The following is a 15,246-nucleotide window of genomic DNA, read 5'->3' as shown; positions in this document are numbered from 1 at the left end:
CTCAAAGACCGCGACCTCGGCCGCGTCCCCACCGCCGACAAGACCACCGACTGAACATCAACAACCACCGAGAGGGGTCCACTTTCGGCCGTCGCCAGGGGGTCCAGATTCAGCCGTCGTTGACAGCAGCGCCCGTTCCATCAACGGGAGGCGCCGGTCGGGGTCGACGAGGTCCTCGAACTTCTGCCAGGCCGCGTTGCGCGCTGGCGCGGTCGCGGCGGACCGGTCTGCGGTACGGGACCAGCGGGCATTGGCCGCGATGCGCGCTCGCAGTGAGCGCTCGGACTTGGGGATCATGGGAAGGCACACCTCTCCTGCCGTTGCTGGTGAGTTGGGTGATCGGCTCGCGAGTGCGCTCCGCCAAGAACTGGGGCGAGCCGATCGGTAGGTACTGCGTCAGCGCGAGCTGTCGCCGCTGGTCGCCGCGTTCGCGATCTCGGCGCCCTGGTTGCCGACGAACTGCGTCCCGTCCGCGATCGCGCCGGGCAGCCCGGTCACCACCGCACACAGCAGCAGCGCGCAGAACACACCCGAGAGCAGAGCGACACCCGCCGCGCGGGTCTTCACGGCCAGGAAGGTGACCGCTGCGGAGAACAAGATCAGTGCGACGACGACGTTCATGGCTGCTCCCGTTGGACGCTCCTTCCGGCGCGACTGCTGCAACCGGAGTGCGTCAATAGGACCGCCGACAGAGGGGACGTCATCACCTCCGCCAAAGGACACCCATGGACGTCCTGCACCGTGCTAAAACGTCCGTGCCGGGGCAGAAACGTCCCTAGGAGGTCCCCGTGCCCACCAACGAACGGCTGCGCGGCTCCATCGCCGCCGCTGGTCTCGATCTGCCCACCGTCGCGGACGCGGTCGGTGTGGACGCGAAGACCGTCGAGCGGTGGATCACCAAGGGCCGCACACCTCACCGGCGACACCGCGACGTCGTCTCGAAGGCCCTCGCGGTCGAGGACACCTACCTCTGGCCCGCGCTGATGAGCGACGCCAAGACTCAGGCCGCGAGCGTCGCCGAGCTCCTCGAGCTCCACCCTTCACGCTCGGCCGTGCCCTACGAGGTCTGGCAGCAACTGATCAAGGGCACGCGGGAGGCCTTCGAGGTCCTCGTCTACGCAGCGACGTTCCTCTTCGAGCAGCACGACCTCGGCAGCGTCATCCGCCAGAAGTCCCAAGAGGGCGTGCGGGTCCGAATCCTCATCGCCGACGAGGCCTCCGACGCCGTGCGGCGTCGATCCGAGGAGGAGGGCACCACCGGCGGGCTCCAGGCCCGCATCCAGCTCCACCGCCGCTACCTCAGCGAGGTCGCCGACCTCCCCGGCGTCGAGGTCCGCACCCACGGGACCACGCTCTACAACTCCCTCTTCCGCTTCGACCAGGACCTATTGGTCAACGGCCACGCCTACGGCTCCCTCGCTGGCCAGAACCCCGTCATGCACCTGCGGCGGGTCCCTGGGGGGCGCATGTGGGACCACTACATGCGGTCCTTCGACGAGGTCTGGAACGTCGGCACGCCGCAGGCTGCCGTGCCCCGCCCTCGCACGGCAGGCTGACCGCATGGCCCGTGTCGACTACTACAAAGATCCCTACGCGCCGAAGGCCAACTCGCTGGTGCCTTCGGTAACCGCCGCCGTACGCGACGAGCAAGGCCGGCTCCTGCTGATCCACAAGATCGACAACGGCTACTGGGCTTTACCGGGCGGCGGGATGGACCTCGGCGAGTCGATCGCGGCCGCCGCAGTGCGCGAGACGCTCGAGGAGACAGGAATCGAGATCGAGGTCATTGGCCTTGTCGGCATCTACACCGATCCCGATCATGTCATGGCCTATGACGACGGAGAGGTCCGACAGGAATTCTCCGTCTGCTTCCATGCACGCCCTGTCGGGGGCTCGGCGAGGGAAGACGGCTCGGAGACGAAGGCCGTCCAGTGGGTGGACGTCGAGCGGGTCAACGAGCTGCCGGTCCACGAGTCGACGCGCCAGCGCATCGCCGACGCCCTTGGAGGCCACAGCGAGCCCCGCATCGCGTGAGCCCAGGGTGGGCGAGCTCTTCGGTGTGAAGCCTGCCCGCCCGTGCTGCCGGCCGCCGCCGGGCACCACCTAGTGGTCCGAGCTGCGGCTCGTCTGTTAGGCCATGCTGAGCCGGCCGGGCTGCGGTTACCTCGCGCGTTCCCGGAATGTTCCCGGTTGGGCGCAGTAACGCGACATGGTCGAGGCGTGACAGCCTGCTCCTGTGAACGCCACGGTGATCGCTGCGGTGGTCTCAGGCGTATGCGCGCTCATCGCTGCGGTGGTGACGGCGGTAGCGGCCCAGAGTGCACGCTACGCAGCCCGAGCGCTTCGGGTAGAGATCACTCAACAGCGATTGGACGCGTACAAGGAGCTCTGGGGCCTGACGCAGGCCGGGTCAGTCGGCACTGAGCTTGATGGCGAAAGCAGACAGAAGATCGAATCCGCCATGTTCGCGTGGTACTTCACGAGCGGCAACGGAATCTTCCTGAGCGCTCGCTCGCGCGACGTGCTGACAGCTCTTCAAGCCAACCTTCGGGACGAGTCTGTCCCCTGGACGGCCATCGTCGAGCAGATGTCGGTGCTTCGAGCCTCCCTCCGCGAGGACGTCGGCTCGATAGGTCCGAGCGACCACCGTCGTCGAACTCGCCGCCGCTCTTGACCACGCAGTCGCCTCCGAGGCATCACGGGAGGTCGCGGGACGTCTCAGAACTGCGACGACGAGTAGGTGCCGGACCGCGGTGATGATCTTTGACAGCTCCATGAGCAGGCGGATCGAAGCGGATCGCTTCAGTTGTCAAGCACGCCTCGCGGCGCTGATGCTGACAGCGGCCCCGGTACGCCTCCGTGGCACCCGGCCCCGTCGGTCGCGAACTGGCACATGCTCGCCGGTCGGTGTCGGACCCTCCATCTAGCGTGCGACACATGCGGGACGACAAGGACAAGCCGGTCGCCGACGCGAAGGCCGGCGTAGCTGCCGGAATGGCCGGGGTTATGACAGGTCTCAGCCTGGGCGGCACTCCGGCCACGACGATCGCGGGCGGTGTGGTCGGGCCGGCGGTTCTCTACGCCCGCTCCCTGTATCAGCGTGCCGTACAGGCCCGGGAGGCGTCGGCGGGTCGAGCGGCCGAGCGGGCGGCCGAACTCCTCGGCGGGCTGGACATCCTCGAAAGAGAGAGCCATGCGGACGCCGAGCGCCGGGAGCTGACGGCGAAGGTCCTGGAGGGCGCTGCGCAGGCGACCACCGAAGAGAAGCTCGAGGCGCTCTCCCAAGTGCTCGCCGACGGTCTGCGCCCGGGGGGCGATGTTGGCGAAGCAACGATCCTCGCTCTGGCCCTTCGCGACCTGGAGGGGTCACACGTTCGTGTCCTGAGGGAGATGGCCGAGCCCATCCGTGGCGCCACGAATGGCGTTCCGTTCGTCCTGAAGGCGCAGCCGGTGAAGCTCGCGACGATCGTCTCGAGGGGGCGCAACGACCCGGTTTTCGACTCTGTGTTCGCGGTCCTCGTCCGGCACGGTCTCGTGAGCGACCGGCCAGGCTCGACCCTTGACATCCACAAGCGCTACCGGCCCTCTACGAGTGGGCCGCAGCCAAAGCGCGAGGACGAAGAGCCTGCGTACCGAGTGACAGATGTCGGCTACCTCTGCTTGAAGCTCCTCGGCGACGACGTCCGAGCGCAGGAGCGACCGAAGGGCCGTTGGCCGCCACCACACCTCGGCAGGTGACTGTGCGGCGACGGCACGACGGGTGTTCCGCATGGGCCGCATCGCGTCCTGCCCGGTGAGCAGGGGCCGGCACCCCGAAGACGTACTAACGGCGTCGCCTTGCGCGGGTCGCGCCGGTTCCCGCCTGCGTGGATGACTCAGGCCACGGTCCACCCCCGGTCGGGACCCGCCCATGAGCCTCGGCGCGTGAGGCTGTGGCTCTGACCTCCCGCTGACCGAAGCTCCGGGGGCTTGGTAACGCCGTTGCCTAGTGTCCGATATGACCGAAGAGACGTGGCCGACGTCGCCGAACGCACCAACGGGAACCAGAGGCGGGCCGATGAGTGGCGGGCGCACGACCCATCGCCCACGGGCGGCTTTCCGGCCTATCGAGGAGCGCGCGGCGGCGCCCGGCGACAAGATCGGCGGCTGGCCTGGGAAGAAGGGCACACAAAGGAGAAGGTGGCGCGGTTCGGGACTCTGCCGATACTGCAACCGGCGCTACAGCCTCCAACCGCGCGACGGCTTGATCAAGACGCATGAGGAACGCGCCGGTGGCCCGTGTCCTGGCGCTGGAATGATCCCAGTTTCGGGAAGCTTCCAGCCGCGATAGACCCGCTGGTTGCTCCACGGCCAAATTGATCGTAGGACATGCGGCCCCTCGTCGTGGGGCTCTTCATCGTCAATCCGCAGCCGACGACTTGCAGCCTAGCCGCGGTCCAGGCTCGCCGGAGCGGAGCGGGAGGCAAGGGCCCGGAAGGCCGTGGCCGACGCGACGGCGGAGGCGTCGCCTTGACCAACTGAAAATCAGCTCGGCAGTCGCGCCTGTTAGCCGGAGCATGTTCAGGGGTCGCGGCGATCAGGGCCGCCGGGGTTCGTCTAGGTCCTAACCTGGGTGTTGACCTTCTGCCGCCTCTGATCGTCCGTGGGCTTGTCAAAATTGCTCTCGATCCCATGCCCCCATCAACAGCGCCGCAAACACCGGTCCGCTCTCGTGGGACTCGAACGTAGTTCATAGTTGGTAACGACGGCACGGTTGTTGACGAACGCCCAGGCGCAGCCCTATCGCTCTCGGCTGGTCTGGCCTCGCATTGTCATCAATTGCGACCAACGCCGTACGGTGGCACAGCCACCCCGATACGACTACCGCGACCCGGACGGTGAGCGCACTGCGAGCGGCCTAGGGTGCTCCTTCTTTGGGATGCCAATGAACAACACTCGCTTGGCCAGGGAAAGTCACGTGCCTTGTCGAGTACTTGAGGACTCGCTCGCCCGCTGGTGTTATTTCTTCCTCGAATTCCAGCTGAGCCTCGGCAAGGTGGGAAACAGATACATCAAGAGTCTTCAGTGCGTCCCCTCGAATAACGACTACTTGCTCCAGGACCACCTTCGTACGAAAGAGGGTTAAGAAGTCACTCGTGCGGCGGGTCGTTTCCACTCCACGCTCGAGCTCATAACGAGAGCGGAAAGGGACAACACCCATGTTCGCGATCTTGGATTGATCAAGGACAGTTCGCCCAGTTACCTCCACACTGAGGGCTCCCAGGCCATGAAGGTCGCTCGCATTGAGCTCTATTGAATTAGCCAAGTCGTCTGGACATTCAAACGACCAGCTCTTATATCTGGACGGGCGCCCGTCGCTGCCAGCAAAGATGAAAACCTTGTCGCGCGGCCTATAGCCCCCGCGATCCAGAACATCTCCGTCTTCTCTAACGACAAGGTCGGCCTCAACAAAGTTGTCAATCCTGTTGAGGCGTAGCGTATAGGTACAGCGACGAATATATGCGGATGGTGCAGCGGCTTCCTGGAGAGCGGCTTTGAACTCCTGAGGAGCGTCAGGACTGAAGATTGCCCAGTACAGGTCTCGCCCCCAGTCGACGACCAACTTGTGCTGCATAAGCGGGTCCACGATCAAGGCCAGGACGAAAGCAATGATCAGTGCTTCACCTAATGCGGTCAGCAACTGCTTCCACTGAAATCCGGTACCGGGCGGACTCCAAAAACCCACAACGCTAAGGACGCTCCCCAATAGAAGTAGGGCGAGAAGGCCAACGGTGTAAGGCAGGCGGCGACGCAACAAAGAAGTCATACGATACAAGACGGTGAACCCCCGGTTTCGCGAGCGCGGACGACCGCTCGCATGCATTTCCAGTGCCTGCGGCGCCGAGTTACGGATCGCACAGATGCACGTCGTTGTGACAGGCGGAGACGAACTTCACCCATACAGACCATCCAAAGCGGCCAAGGAGCCACGGCTACAGTCCGCGACCAGGAACCAACGGGAGTCGTAGTCCGGGCTTGGTGACGTTGGTGGATGATGGCGACCACCGGCGCTGAGCTGCACCGACGCTCGTGCGCGGTTCCGAGCGTGTCGCGGCGCTCGTGGTCGTTGGCGGCCGGTAGAGGGCAGTAAGCGGTGCCGGTGATCTCGTCCTGGCGTCATCCCGAAATGAGCGGCCTGTAGCCGAGAACGGAAGCCGCGCCGTCGAGGTAGGCGCGTCGTTGTGCCCTCGGGACCCACTCCTCGACCGGCCGCACCGTGAGCATCCCGCCGCCGGCAATCTGCCAGTGGTCCTCCTCGGCGAGTGCGATCGAGGCGTCCTGCTCGCCCTGGACCTGGGCCTGCTCCTGCTCGGTCATGCTCGGCACGCTGCATGAGCTCGTCGACGTCCTCCCGACGTGACAGGCCGGTGTGGTCTCCCCGTCGGCCAGGTCCCCCGGAGCACGCCAGGGCCAGGGGGTGCTACGCCCTCGCGGTGGCCGGCGGGGAGACCTGCCCTACCCCCTCCCCGGAGGTCGCCCGGGTGCGGGGCGGCGAGCACCCCGCGCGGGGTCGGGCTGCATGCCGAGCATGAGCGTGAAGCGCGGTAGATCTTGCGCGGTCAGCGCTGCGTAACAGAGCGTGCGACTGGGTCGAGAAGCCCCAAGGAGGGAGGGCACTTTCCGAACTGCGCCATCGACAGCCCCGCTCAAAGGAGCAGCAGGGGAAGACGACCGCCCTGGGACTGACCCACAAGAGGCTAGCGCGTAACAGAAGGGCAAAGAAGATGAGGGCCACTGTCCGCTATTTTCTCGCGACGTTCACGATCATCATCTACTTTGTCGCTGTGTTACTCTTCATGGACTCCGGAATAGGGGACGCTAGAGACATTTTTACGATGTCTCGTGGCGGGCTAGGCTCGCCGGTTTCAGACACAACAGTTTCGCCTATGTACCGAGTTGACTTCGAGAAAGAGCGAGGTCCGGTAAAGCTAGATGTGACGGTCACGGAACTAGACATCAACCGAGCCATCTTACGTGGTCGAGTCGGTGCTCGTTGGAATGAGGAGGCAGCACGAGGGGAAGACTACGGACCGCCTCCCGCGACGATCCCGTTGAGAATCACATCGCTGCGCGAGTCTTCCACTGTCGAGATTCCAGTGCGGCGGCAAGATTCCGCGTATGCGCCTCGAGATTCTGACTCCACTCCCGTTGAGTTCGAAATCTGGAGCTCCCCTAGGGCGTTTCCGCTTGACGGATACGTCGTAAATAGCTTCGTAGACATCGGTCCCTTAAGGGGTCGGCCGTCCTTCTCTTTCCTTGCCGGACAGGGACTAAGTGAATACAACGTTCAAGTTATGACAGACAGCTCAGGCGAACTACGCGTCTTGCTCACCCGCAAATTCACCCAAACGATCTGGGTATTCATGATATCCCTCGCGCCGCTGCTCCTGGTGCTGTCCGTTCTATGGATCGCACGACGAGAGCGCGCGACACTTGCCGCCCTAGCGGGCGTTGCAGTTGGACTTCTTGCACTTCTACCAGTGAGACAAGTGCTCGTACCGCCGACGATCTCGTCGCTCACCCTTGTAGATCTCATCCTTGGGATAGAATTCCTCAGCGCTATAGTCGTATTCCTATTTCTAGCGTCATCTCAGCCCTTTACACGAGTGTCCGAGAAATCGACCGAAAGTGGCCCACATTCGGACAGTCGCACATCTTCCGACAGTCACACACTCTCCGACAACCGCACACCTTCCGACAACTGCACACCTTCCGGAGACCGCAAATCTTCCGACGGCCGCACACCTTCCCGCGAGAATTCTGTCTTGTCGTGGTGGTCTGGGGGCAGAAGACCGTAAGCCCCAGGTCTATCCAATCTCCCGGAGCTTGGGTTATTCAGCCCGCAACCTCGGCGTTGCATGCTTCTACAGAAAGATCGTACGATAGTTGTGTCGCCTGCTAGCAGACGACGCTGCGCTCCCCCAATAAGGTGACCCGGTGCGTTGCCGGCCGTGGCCTGTCAAATCCTGCTGTCGCCATTTCCAACGTGCAACTGCTGGCCACGAGGGTGGCCGGGCGTGCCCGCGCTGGCCGCCGGGCCGAAGGTGGAGGCGTGCCGGCAGCGGAGCCGCCCGGTCCGGCCCGTCAGGGCCGGCTTGAAGACGTACAGAAGTCATCATCAGTCGATGATCGCTCCCGCCATAGTGATCTTCGCCCACCCTGGACTGCGGGTGTCAACCGGCCACGCGATCTTTAGTACGGTCGATTGCTCCTCGGATCAGCGGTTGGGCAGCGGTCATCGCTCGGCCCACGATCGAGTCTGCGTTGTACCGCGCCGTGATCTCGTTGAGCCGATCGGAGTACTCGAACGACTCACCGCGGGGTCCGGTGGTCATGTCGGCCATCCAGAGAGCGTCAGCGACGGCGGACTCTTCCCGATCCCAACGCCCGAGCTCGCACACAAGGCCACGCTCGTGCGCTTCACACTTCGCGGCCGAGTGGTGGGCGACGAGTGCGACGAGCCGGTTGGGGTAGCCCATGTCTTCCAGGAAGCGCGCACCGTCGATCTGGTGCATCCCAGTCTGGACGAGGCCGGTTGCGTAACCGAGGTCATGCCACCAAGCAGCCACCTCGAGCAGCTCCCGCGCGTCGGACGGCACCGCATCTGCGAGCTCGCGAGCACGGGCCGCGACCGCCTGCGTGTGTGCCCAGCGGTCGCCAAGCGGTGACAGCAGCGCTTCGGCGAGGCGCGCCGCTACCTGCGGAGTAGGTAGCTCTGACACGAGCAGAGTCTAGCGGCGGCGAGCAGCGCCCTCAGACTTCATCACCGAGTGCGAGTCGGCGCTGGGCGTCGCGAGCACGCTCCTCGGCGAGCGATGCTCCGTAGCGACGGAGCATTTGAGGCGACCGCCAGCCCATGTTCTTCATCAGGTCGCCCTCGGCGCCGCCGGCCGCAAGCCACCGGTGCGCGGCCGTATGGCGGAACAGGTGCGGATGCAGGTTCTCCACCCCGGCCGCGTGGCCGCGCCGGCGCAGCATCAGGTAAATGCCGTTCGAGCCGAGCGGACCCCGGTTCTTATCCGAGAGCCACAGCTCGGGTCGACCCGCTTGCTTCTCGGTCGCCCGGCTGCGCAGGTACCGGCTCAGCGCCAGAGCCGTGTTCGACGACATCGCCAGCGTGCGGTGCCGCCTACCCTTGCCCACGACGTGCACCTCGCCGCGCTCGCGGTCGACATCCTCGAGCTTGAGGCCGGCGAGCTCGCCGAGCCGTCCCCCGAGGTCGAAGAGCATGCGGATGATCGCCGTGTCGCGCCGCGAGATCATGTCGTTGCCCTTGGCGTCGTCCAGTAGCGCCTTGACCTGCTCGACGCTCAGCACCTCCGGCGGCGTCTCGGGCACCGAGGGCGGGCGCATCTTCGCCATCGGCGAAGTCTTGATCTCCTCCTCGACTTCGGTGAGCCAACGGAACCACTGCTGGAGCGACCGGTACCGCTGGTTCGCCGTCGAGGCCGAGCGGGCGTCGAGGACGGACGTGATGAACGCCTGGACGTCGGCCCGAGTCACCTCTGCGACGGCCACGAGCCGGTCGCTGCTCTCGAGGTGGTCCACGAGCTGGTTCACCGCGAGCTCGTACGCCGTGATGGTCTTCGGCGACTTGTGCTCGGCTCGCATGGTGGCGCGCCAGTCCAACAGCAGCGCTTCCCACTGGTGCCGCACGCGGGCAACGTTATCCTGTCGCTGAGCGTTGTGCTACCGGCGCCCTGTCCAAGGCCAGCGGGTTATCGCAGCTCAGACCACTTGCGTGGGCGCGGCAGGATTCGAACCTGCGACCGACGGCTTGTAAGGCCGTTGCTCTTCCGCTGAGCTACGCGCCCGGTCCGGGGCGAACGGGGAGCTCGTGCGCCGAGAGGCCACGCGCCCGTTCGCTCCGGAAGGGGATCAGGCGGCGAGCTTCGCCAGCTCGTCGCGCCAGCCCTGCTGGTCGCGGGCGTCGCCGGGACCGTTGCGCTCGAGGAACTGGACGACCCCGTCCTTGTCGACCAGGAACGTGCCGCGGAACGAGAAGCCCAGGTCGGAGCTGAACACGCCGTACGACTCGCCCACCGCGCCGTGCGGCCAGAAGTCGCTGAGCAGCGGGAACTCGTAGCCCTCCTGCTGCGCCCACACCTTGAGCGCCCAGGTGGTGTCGCAGGAGATGGCGAGGATCTGGACCTGGTCGTTCTGGAACGCCGAGAGGTCGTCGCGCACCGAGCAGAGCTCGCCGGTGCAGATGCCGGAGAACGCGAAGGGGTAGAACACCAGCAGCACGGCCTTCTCGCCCTTGAAGTCGGTGAGCGAGATCTCCTGGCCGTCCTGGTTCTTGAGCGTGAAGTCGGGGGCCTGCGAGCCCACCTCGACGGTCATGTCGACCTGTCTCCTGTCCGTCCGGGTGACCGAGCCGGGCCAGCCTATCGACCGCGAGCGCCTGGCAGGGCCACCCCGGCGCAGGTCACCGGCGGCGCTGCGCGGCCTTCGGTGGCACGAGCCGGGTGGCGACCCAGCCCTCGGACAGGCTCACGTTCGAGGTCTGCGAGAGCCCGGCGGTCGGGGCGGCCTCGGCGATCTCCGAGGGCTCGACGTGCCCGTCGGTGCCGGTCTTGGGCGTGAGCACCCAGATGACGCCCTCGTCGGTCAGCGGCGAGCGGGCGTCGACGAGGGTGTCGACGAGGTCGCCGTCCCCGTCGCGCCACCAGAGGAGCACGACGTCGACGACCTCCTGGGCGTCCTCGTCGAGCAGGTCCTCACCGCATCGGTCCTCGACCGCGGACCGGACCTCCTCGTCGACGTCGGAGTCCCAGCCCAGCTCCTGAACGATCATGCCCGGCTCGATGCCGAGCTTGCCGGCGAGATCGGACTTGTCCGAGTCTCCCGTGGCCGCGACCACGCGTGCTGCCCCCTTCTCACGCCTCGGGGCGACGTGCGAGGTGCACGTCACCCGTATGAAGCGCCCAGCGAACACGGCCGCCGCACGCCGCGCAACCAGCCACGCGGGTCGGCCGGTCCCGTCCGGGTCCGGAACCCGCCCCGATCGTCCGCGCCCGGGCTACCCGTCGGTAGACGTGACGCGCAGGAGATGGCGGGTGACGATGGGGTGACCGCGGAGCACCAGCGGGACGGCGCCACCACGGACGACCGGGCAGAATCGGTTCCGAAATCCGGCCAGGGAGCCCGCGATCCGGACCCGGCCGCGCGCCGTCGACGAACCAGCGACAGGGAGAGCGATCCGTGACCACCCACAAGGGCTCCGCAGGCGCGGACACCGGCCGGGTCCACATCATCCGCGACGGGCTCTCGTCGCACCTGCCGGACATCGATCCGGACGAGACGTCCGAGTGGATCGAGTCGTTCGACGCGATGCTCGAGGGGCAGGGCGAGCAGCGCGCCCGCTACATCATGCTGCAGCTGCTCCAGCGCGCCCGGGAGCGTCGGGTCTCGGTGCCCTCGCTGTACTCCACCGACTACGTCAACACCATCCCCACCGACCAGGAGCCGTGGTTCCCGGGCGACGAGGAGACCGAGCGGCGCTACCGGGCGTGGATCCGGTGGAACGCGGCGGCGATGGTGCACCGGGCGCAGCGCCCGGGCGTCGGGGTCGGCGGCCACATCTCGACCTACGCCTCGGCGGCGAGCCTCTACGAGGTCGGCTTCAACTGGTTCTTCCGCGGCAAGGACCACCCCGGCGGCGGTGACCACGTCTTCATCCAGGGCCACGCCTCCCCCGGCATCTACGCGCGCGCCTTCCTCGAGGGACGCCTCGGCGCGCAGCACCTCGACGGCTTCCGCCAGGAGCTCAGCCACGCCGGGCCGGGCGGCGGGCTGCCGTCGTACCCGCACCCGCGGCTGATGCCGTGGTTCTGGGAGCACCCGACGGTGTCGATGGGCCTGGGCCCGATCAACGCGATCTTCCAGGCGCGGTTCGACCGCTACCTGCACAACCGCGGGATGAAGGACACCAGCCAGCAGCACACCTGGGCGTTCCTCGGCGACGGCGAGATGGACGAGCCCGAGTCGCGCGGCGCCATCCACGTCGCGGCGGCCGAGGGCCTGGACAACCTGACCTTCGTCATCAACTGCAACCTGCAGCGCCTCGACGGGCCGGTGCACGGCAACGGCAAGGTCATCCAGGAGCTGGAGTCGTTCTTCCGCGGCGCCGGTTGGAACGTCGTCAAGGTGATCTGGGGCCGGGAGTGGGACCGGCTGCTGCACGCCGACCGCGACGGCGCGCTGATCAACCTGATGAACACCACGCCCGACGGCGACTTCCAGACCTACAAGGCCAACAACGGCGCCTACGTCCGCGAGCACTTCTTCGGCCGCGACCCGCGGACGAAGGAGCTGGTCAAGGACCTGTCCGACGAGGACGTCTGGAACCTCAAGCGCGGCGCCCACGACTACCGCAAGGTCTACGCGGCGTACCAGGCGGCGATGGAGCACCAGGGCCGCCCGACGGTCATCCTCGCCAAGTCGATCAAGGGCTACACCCTCGGTCCGACGTTCGAGGGCCGCAACGCGACCCACCAGATGAAGAAGCTGACGCTGCAGGACCTCAAGACGTTCCGCGACGAGGTCCGGGTGCCGATCAGTGACGCCGAGCTCGAGCGGGACCCCTACCTGCCGCCGTACTACCACCCGGGCGCCGACGCGCCGGAGATCGAGTACATGCTCGACCGCCGCCGACAGCTCGGCGGGCCGCTGCCCGAGCGCCGGCTGCGCAACAAGCCGCTGGTGCTGCCCGGCGACAAGGTCTACGACGTCGTCAAGCGCGGCTCGGGCAAGCAGGAGATCGCCACCACGATGGCGTTCGTCCGGCTGGTCAAGGAGCTCACCCGCGATGCGGAGATCGGCAAGCGGGTCGTCCCGATCATCCCGGACGAGGCGCGCACCTTCGGGATGGACTCGTTCTTCTCCAACCTGAAGATCTACAACCCGCAGGGCCAGCTCTACACCTCGGTCGACCACGACCAGCTGCTCGCCTACCGCGAGTCCGAGGCCGGCCAGCTGCTCCACGAGGGCATCAACGAGGCCGGGTCGGTCGGCTCGTTCACCGCGGTGGGGACGTCGTACGCCACCCACGCCGAGCCGATGATCCCGATCTACATCTTCTACTCGATGTTCGGGTTCCAGCGCACCGGCGACGGCATCTGGGCGGCCGCCGACCAGATGGCCCGCGGGTTCCTGCTCGGCGCGACGGCCGGGCGCACGACCCTGGTCGGCGAGGGCCTGCAGCACAACGACGGGCACTCGGTGCTCCTCGCGGCCACCAACCCCGGCGTCGTCGCCTACGACCCGGCGTACGCGTTCGAGATCGGGCACATCGTGCGCGACGGCCTGACGCGCATGTACGGCGAGCCCGACCCGCACCGCGACCCGAACGTCATCTACTACCTGACGGTCTACAACGAGCCCTACCGCCAGCCCGCCGAGCCCGAGGGCCTCGACGTCGACGGCCTGCTGCGCGGGCTCTACCGCTACGCCCAGGCCCCCGGCGGGCCCGGGCCGCGCGCGCAGGTCCTCGCCTCCGGCGTGGCCATGCCGTGGGCGCTCGAGGCCCAGCGGATGCTCGCCGAGGAGTGGGGCGTGCAGGCCGACGTGTGGTCGGCGACGTCGTGGACCGAGCTCCGGCGCGACGGCGTGGAGTGCGACGAGCACAACCACGCCCACCCCGACGCCGACACGCGCACGCCGTACGTCAGCGAGGCGCTCGCCGACGCCGCCGGGCCCGTGGTGGCGGTGTCGGACTGGATGAAGGCGGTCCCCGACCTGATCCGCAAGTGGGTGCCCGGCGACTACACCGTGCTCGGCACCGACGGCTTCGGGCTCTCGGACACGCGGCCGGCGGTGCGGCGCCACTTCGGCGTCGACGCGGAGAACATCGTCGTCGGCGTGCTCGCCGCGCTGGCCCGCCGCGGCGAGGTCGGGCACGACACCGTGGTCCGGGCCGCGCAGCAGTACCAGATCGACGACCCCCAGGCGGCCGGTCCGCAGACGTCCGACTCGGGCGTGGCGTGACCGTTCGGTGACCGTTCGTCGCGGGGTTGGTGGTCGGGGCTGGTCGTCGACCCCGTCCTTCCGGATAGGCTGTCGGCGTCGCGCTGCTCGGACGTCCCCGGACGATCCGAGGAGCTCGACTCCGACGTGCGGAGCCCGGACTCCAGCGGCGGATCTGAAGGCCGGGGCTGATCGACGCCTCGGGACATCGGTATGAGGAGCAAGAATGGCAGAAGGCACCGTCAAGTGGTTCAACAGCGAGAAGGGCTTCGGCTTCCTCGCTCCCGACGGTGGTGGCGCTGACGTGTTCGTCCACTACTCGGCCATCCAGGCCCGCGGTTTCCGCACCCTGGACGAGGGTCAGCGCGTCTCGTTCGACGTCGAGCAGGGCCAGAAGGGCCTGCAGGCCGTTCAGGTCACGCCGCTGTAAGCAACGCAGCGGAGTCACCTCACGAAGCCGGGGGCGGTGCGTCGGGAGACGCACCGCCCCCGTCGTGTGTCCGGGGTCGGGCGACCGGGGGTGGGGAGCGAGGGTGACCGTCGCTCCCCCACTCAGGCGGTGGTGACGACGACGAGCTCGGCGCCGTCGGGGCCGGCCTCGAGGGTGACCGGCCCGGTGCCCGCGATCTCCAGGCTGTCGCCGGCCTCCGCCGTCGGTGACGCCTCGCCCAGCGCGCCACGGGCGACGTGGACGTGGCGGAAGGCGCCGTCCGCGGGCGCCCACCGCTCCCCGGCCCCGAGCCGCGCGAGCGTCACCGTCACGCCCGGGCGGCGCAGGTCGAGCGTGAACGGCCCGGCATCGAGATCCGGGCGGTGGTGGGTCAGCGACGGCTCCCCCGCCGGCGGGTCGTCGAGACCGGGCGTCACCCAGAGCTGGAGCAGGTGCACCGGGCCCTCGTCGGCCGCGCGCTCGTCGTGGTGCCAGCCGGTGCCGGCGACGAGGTGCTGCAGGGTGCCGGCGGGCACGCGCGTCTCGTGGCCGTCGGGGCCCGTGTGGACCATCGCGCCGTCGAGGACCCAGGCGAGGATCTCGACGTCGCGGTGCTCGTGGGCGCCGTAGGCGACACCGGCGCCGAGGACGTCGTCGTTGTGGGCGACCAGCGCGCCGAAGGAGGTCCGCTCCGGGTCGTAGTGGGCGCCGAACGACAGGCCGTGGCGCGAGCACACCCCCTCGCCCTCGCTGACCGGGCGGTCACTGCGCAGGAGGCGTCGGAGGGTGGTCATCCGTGCCATGCTCCC

General features: G+C 67.4%; 14 protein-coding genes and 1 tRNA gene. 6 read left to right on the top strand and 9 right to left on the bottom strand.

Annotated features, from left to right (window positions below; genetic code table 11):
- Positions 1–396 precede the first annotated feature (396 nt).
- Positions 397–621 carry a hypothetical protein gene (locus PGB27_RS18340; protein WP_274201822.1) on the bottom strand — a complete coding sequence of 75 codons (225 nt, stop codon included), beginning with the start codon at positions 619–621 and terminating at the stop codon, positions 397–399.
- Between the two features lie 167 nt (positions 622–788).
- Between PGB27_RS18340 and PGB27_RS18335 the strand changes: the two genes are divergently transcribed.
- The 4 genes from PGB27_RS18335 to PGB27_RS18320 all read left to right on the top strand — a co-directional run bounded on the left by PGB27_RS18335 (position 789) and on the right by PGB27_RS18320 (position 3,738).
- On the top strand, positions 789–1,556 hold the full coding sequence (locus PGB27_RS18335; protein WP_274201821.1) for an XRE family transcriptional regulator: 768 nt from the start codon (positions 789–791) through the stop codon (positions 1,554–1,556).
- Between the two features lie 4 nt (positions 1,557–1,560).
- On the top strand, positions 1,561–2,034 hold the full coding sequence (locus PGB27_RS18330; protein WP_274201820.1) for an NUDIX hydrolase: 474 nt from the start codon (positions 1,561–1,563) through the stop codon (positions 2,032–2,034).
- Between the two features lie 202 nt (positions 2,035–2,236).
- Entirely contained in the window at positions 2,237–2,674 is a 438-nt protein-coding gene (locus tag PGB27_RS18325) for a hypothetical protein (protein ID WP_274201819.1), read from the top strand.
- A gap of 263 nt (positions 2,675–2,937) precedes the next feature.
- Entirely contained in the window at positions 2,938–3,738 is an 801-nt protein-coding gene (locus PGB27_RS18320) for a hypothetical protein (RefSeq protein ID WP_274201818.1), read from the top strand.
- Positions 3,739–4,897: 1,159 nt separating this feature from the next.
- Here the strand turns inward: PGB27_RS18320 and PGB27_RS18315 are convergent.
- The 7 genes from PGB27_RS18315 to PGB27_RS18285 all read right to left on the bottom strand — a co-directional run bounded on the left by PGB27_RS18315 (position 4,898) and on the right by PGB27_RS18285 (position 10,903).
- A complete protein-coding gene (locus PGB27_RS18315; RefSeq protein WP_274201817.1) occupies positions 4,898–5,680 on the bottom strand; it encodes a hypothetical protein in 783 nt (260 codons plus the stop codon).
- 476 nt (positions 5,681–6,156) lie between these two features.
- The gene (locus tag PGB27_RS18310) at positions 6,157–6,357 is read right to left on the bottom strand and encodes a hypothetical protein (protein ID WP_274201816.1); all 201 of its coding nucleotides are present in this window, start codon (positions 6,355–6,357) and stop codon (positions 6,157–6,159) included.
- Between the two features lie 1,856 nt (positions 6,358–8,213).
- Positions 8,214–8,762: an HD domain-containing protein gene (locus PGB27_RS18305; protein ID WP_274201815.1), complete on the bottom strand. Its 549-nt coding sequence runs from the start codon at positions 8,760–8,762 to the stop codon at positions 8,214–8,216.
- Between the two features lie 31 nt (positions 8,763–8,793).
- Positions 8,794–9,696, bottom strand: coding sequence for a tyrosine-type recombinase/integrase (locus tag PGB27_RS18300; protein ID WP_274201814.1), 903 nt, complete (start codon positions 9,694–9,696; stop codon positions 8,794–8,796).
- An 86-nt stretch (positions 9,697–9,782) separates the two neighbouring features.
- Positions 9,783–9,854: transfer RNA gene (locus PGB27_RS18295), tRNA-Val, on the bottom strand.
- A 64-nt stretch (positions 9,855–9,918) separates the two neighbouring features.
- Positions 9,919–10,383, bottom strand: coding sequence for a peroxiredoxin (locus PGB27_RS18290; RefSeq protein WP_274201813.1), 465 nt, complete (start codon positions 10,381–10,383; stop codon positions 9,919–9,921).
- An 85-nt stretch (positions 10,384–10,468) separates the two neighbouring features.
- The gene (locus PGB27_RS18285) at positions 10,469–10,903 is read right to left on the bottom strand and encodes a DUF3052 domain-containing protein (RefSeq protein ID WP_274201812.1); all 435 of its coding nucleotides are present in this window, start codon (positions 10,901–10,903) and stop codon (positions 10,469–10,471) included.
- A 341-nt stretch (positions 10,904–11,244) separates the two neighbouring features.
- On the opposite strand from PGB27_RS18285, the gene aceE reads away from it, so the two are divergent.
- Together aceE and PGB27_RS18275 are read left to right on the top strand one after the other, a co-directional pair.
- On the top strand, positions 11,245–14,028 hold the full coding sequence (gene aceE / locus PGB27_RS18280) for a pyruvate dehydrogenase (acetyl-transferring), homodimeric type (RefSeq protein WP_274201811.1): 2,784 nt from the start codon (positions 11,245–11,247) through the stop codon (positions 14,026–14,028).
- Between the two features lie 205 nt (positions 14,029–14,233).
- A complete protein-coding gene (locus tag PGB27_RS18275) occupies positions 14,234–14,437 on the top strand; it encodes a cold-shock protein (protein WP_116710338.1) in 204 nt (67 codons plus the stop codon).
- A 122-nt stretch (positions 14,438–14,559) separates the two neighbouring features.
- On the opposite strand, the gene PGB27_RS18270 is transcribed toward PGB27_RS18275, so the two are convergent.
- On the bottom strand, positions 14,560–15,231 hold the full coding sequence (locus PGB27_RS18270) for a pirin family protein (RefSeq protein WP_274201810.1): 672 nt from the start codon (positions 15,229–15,231) through the stop codon (positions 14,560–14,562).
- Positions 15,232–15,246 lie beyond the last annotated feature (15 nt).

Origin of the sequence: Actinomycetospora lemnae (assembly GCF_028737315.1) — a bacterium.
In the GTDB taxonomy this organism is placed as follows: domain Bacteria; phylum Actinomycetota; class Actinomycetes; order Mycobacteriales; family Pseudonocardiaceae; genus Actinomycetospora; species Actinomycetospora lemnae.
This window is presented reverse-complemented; position numbering and strand designations above follow the sequence as displayed.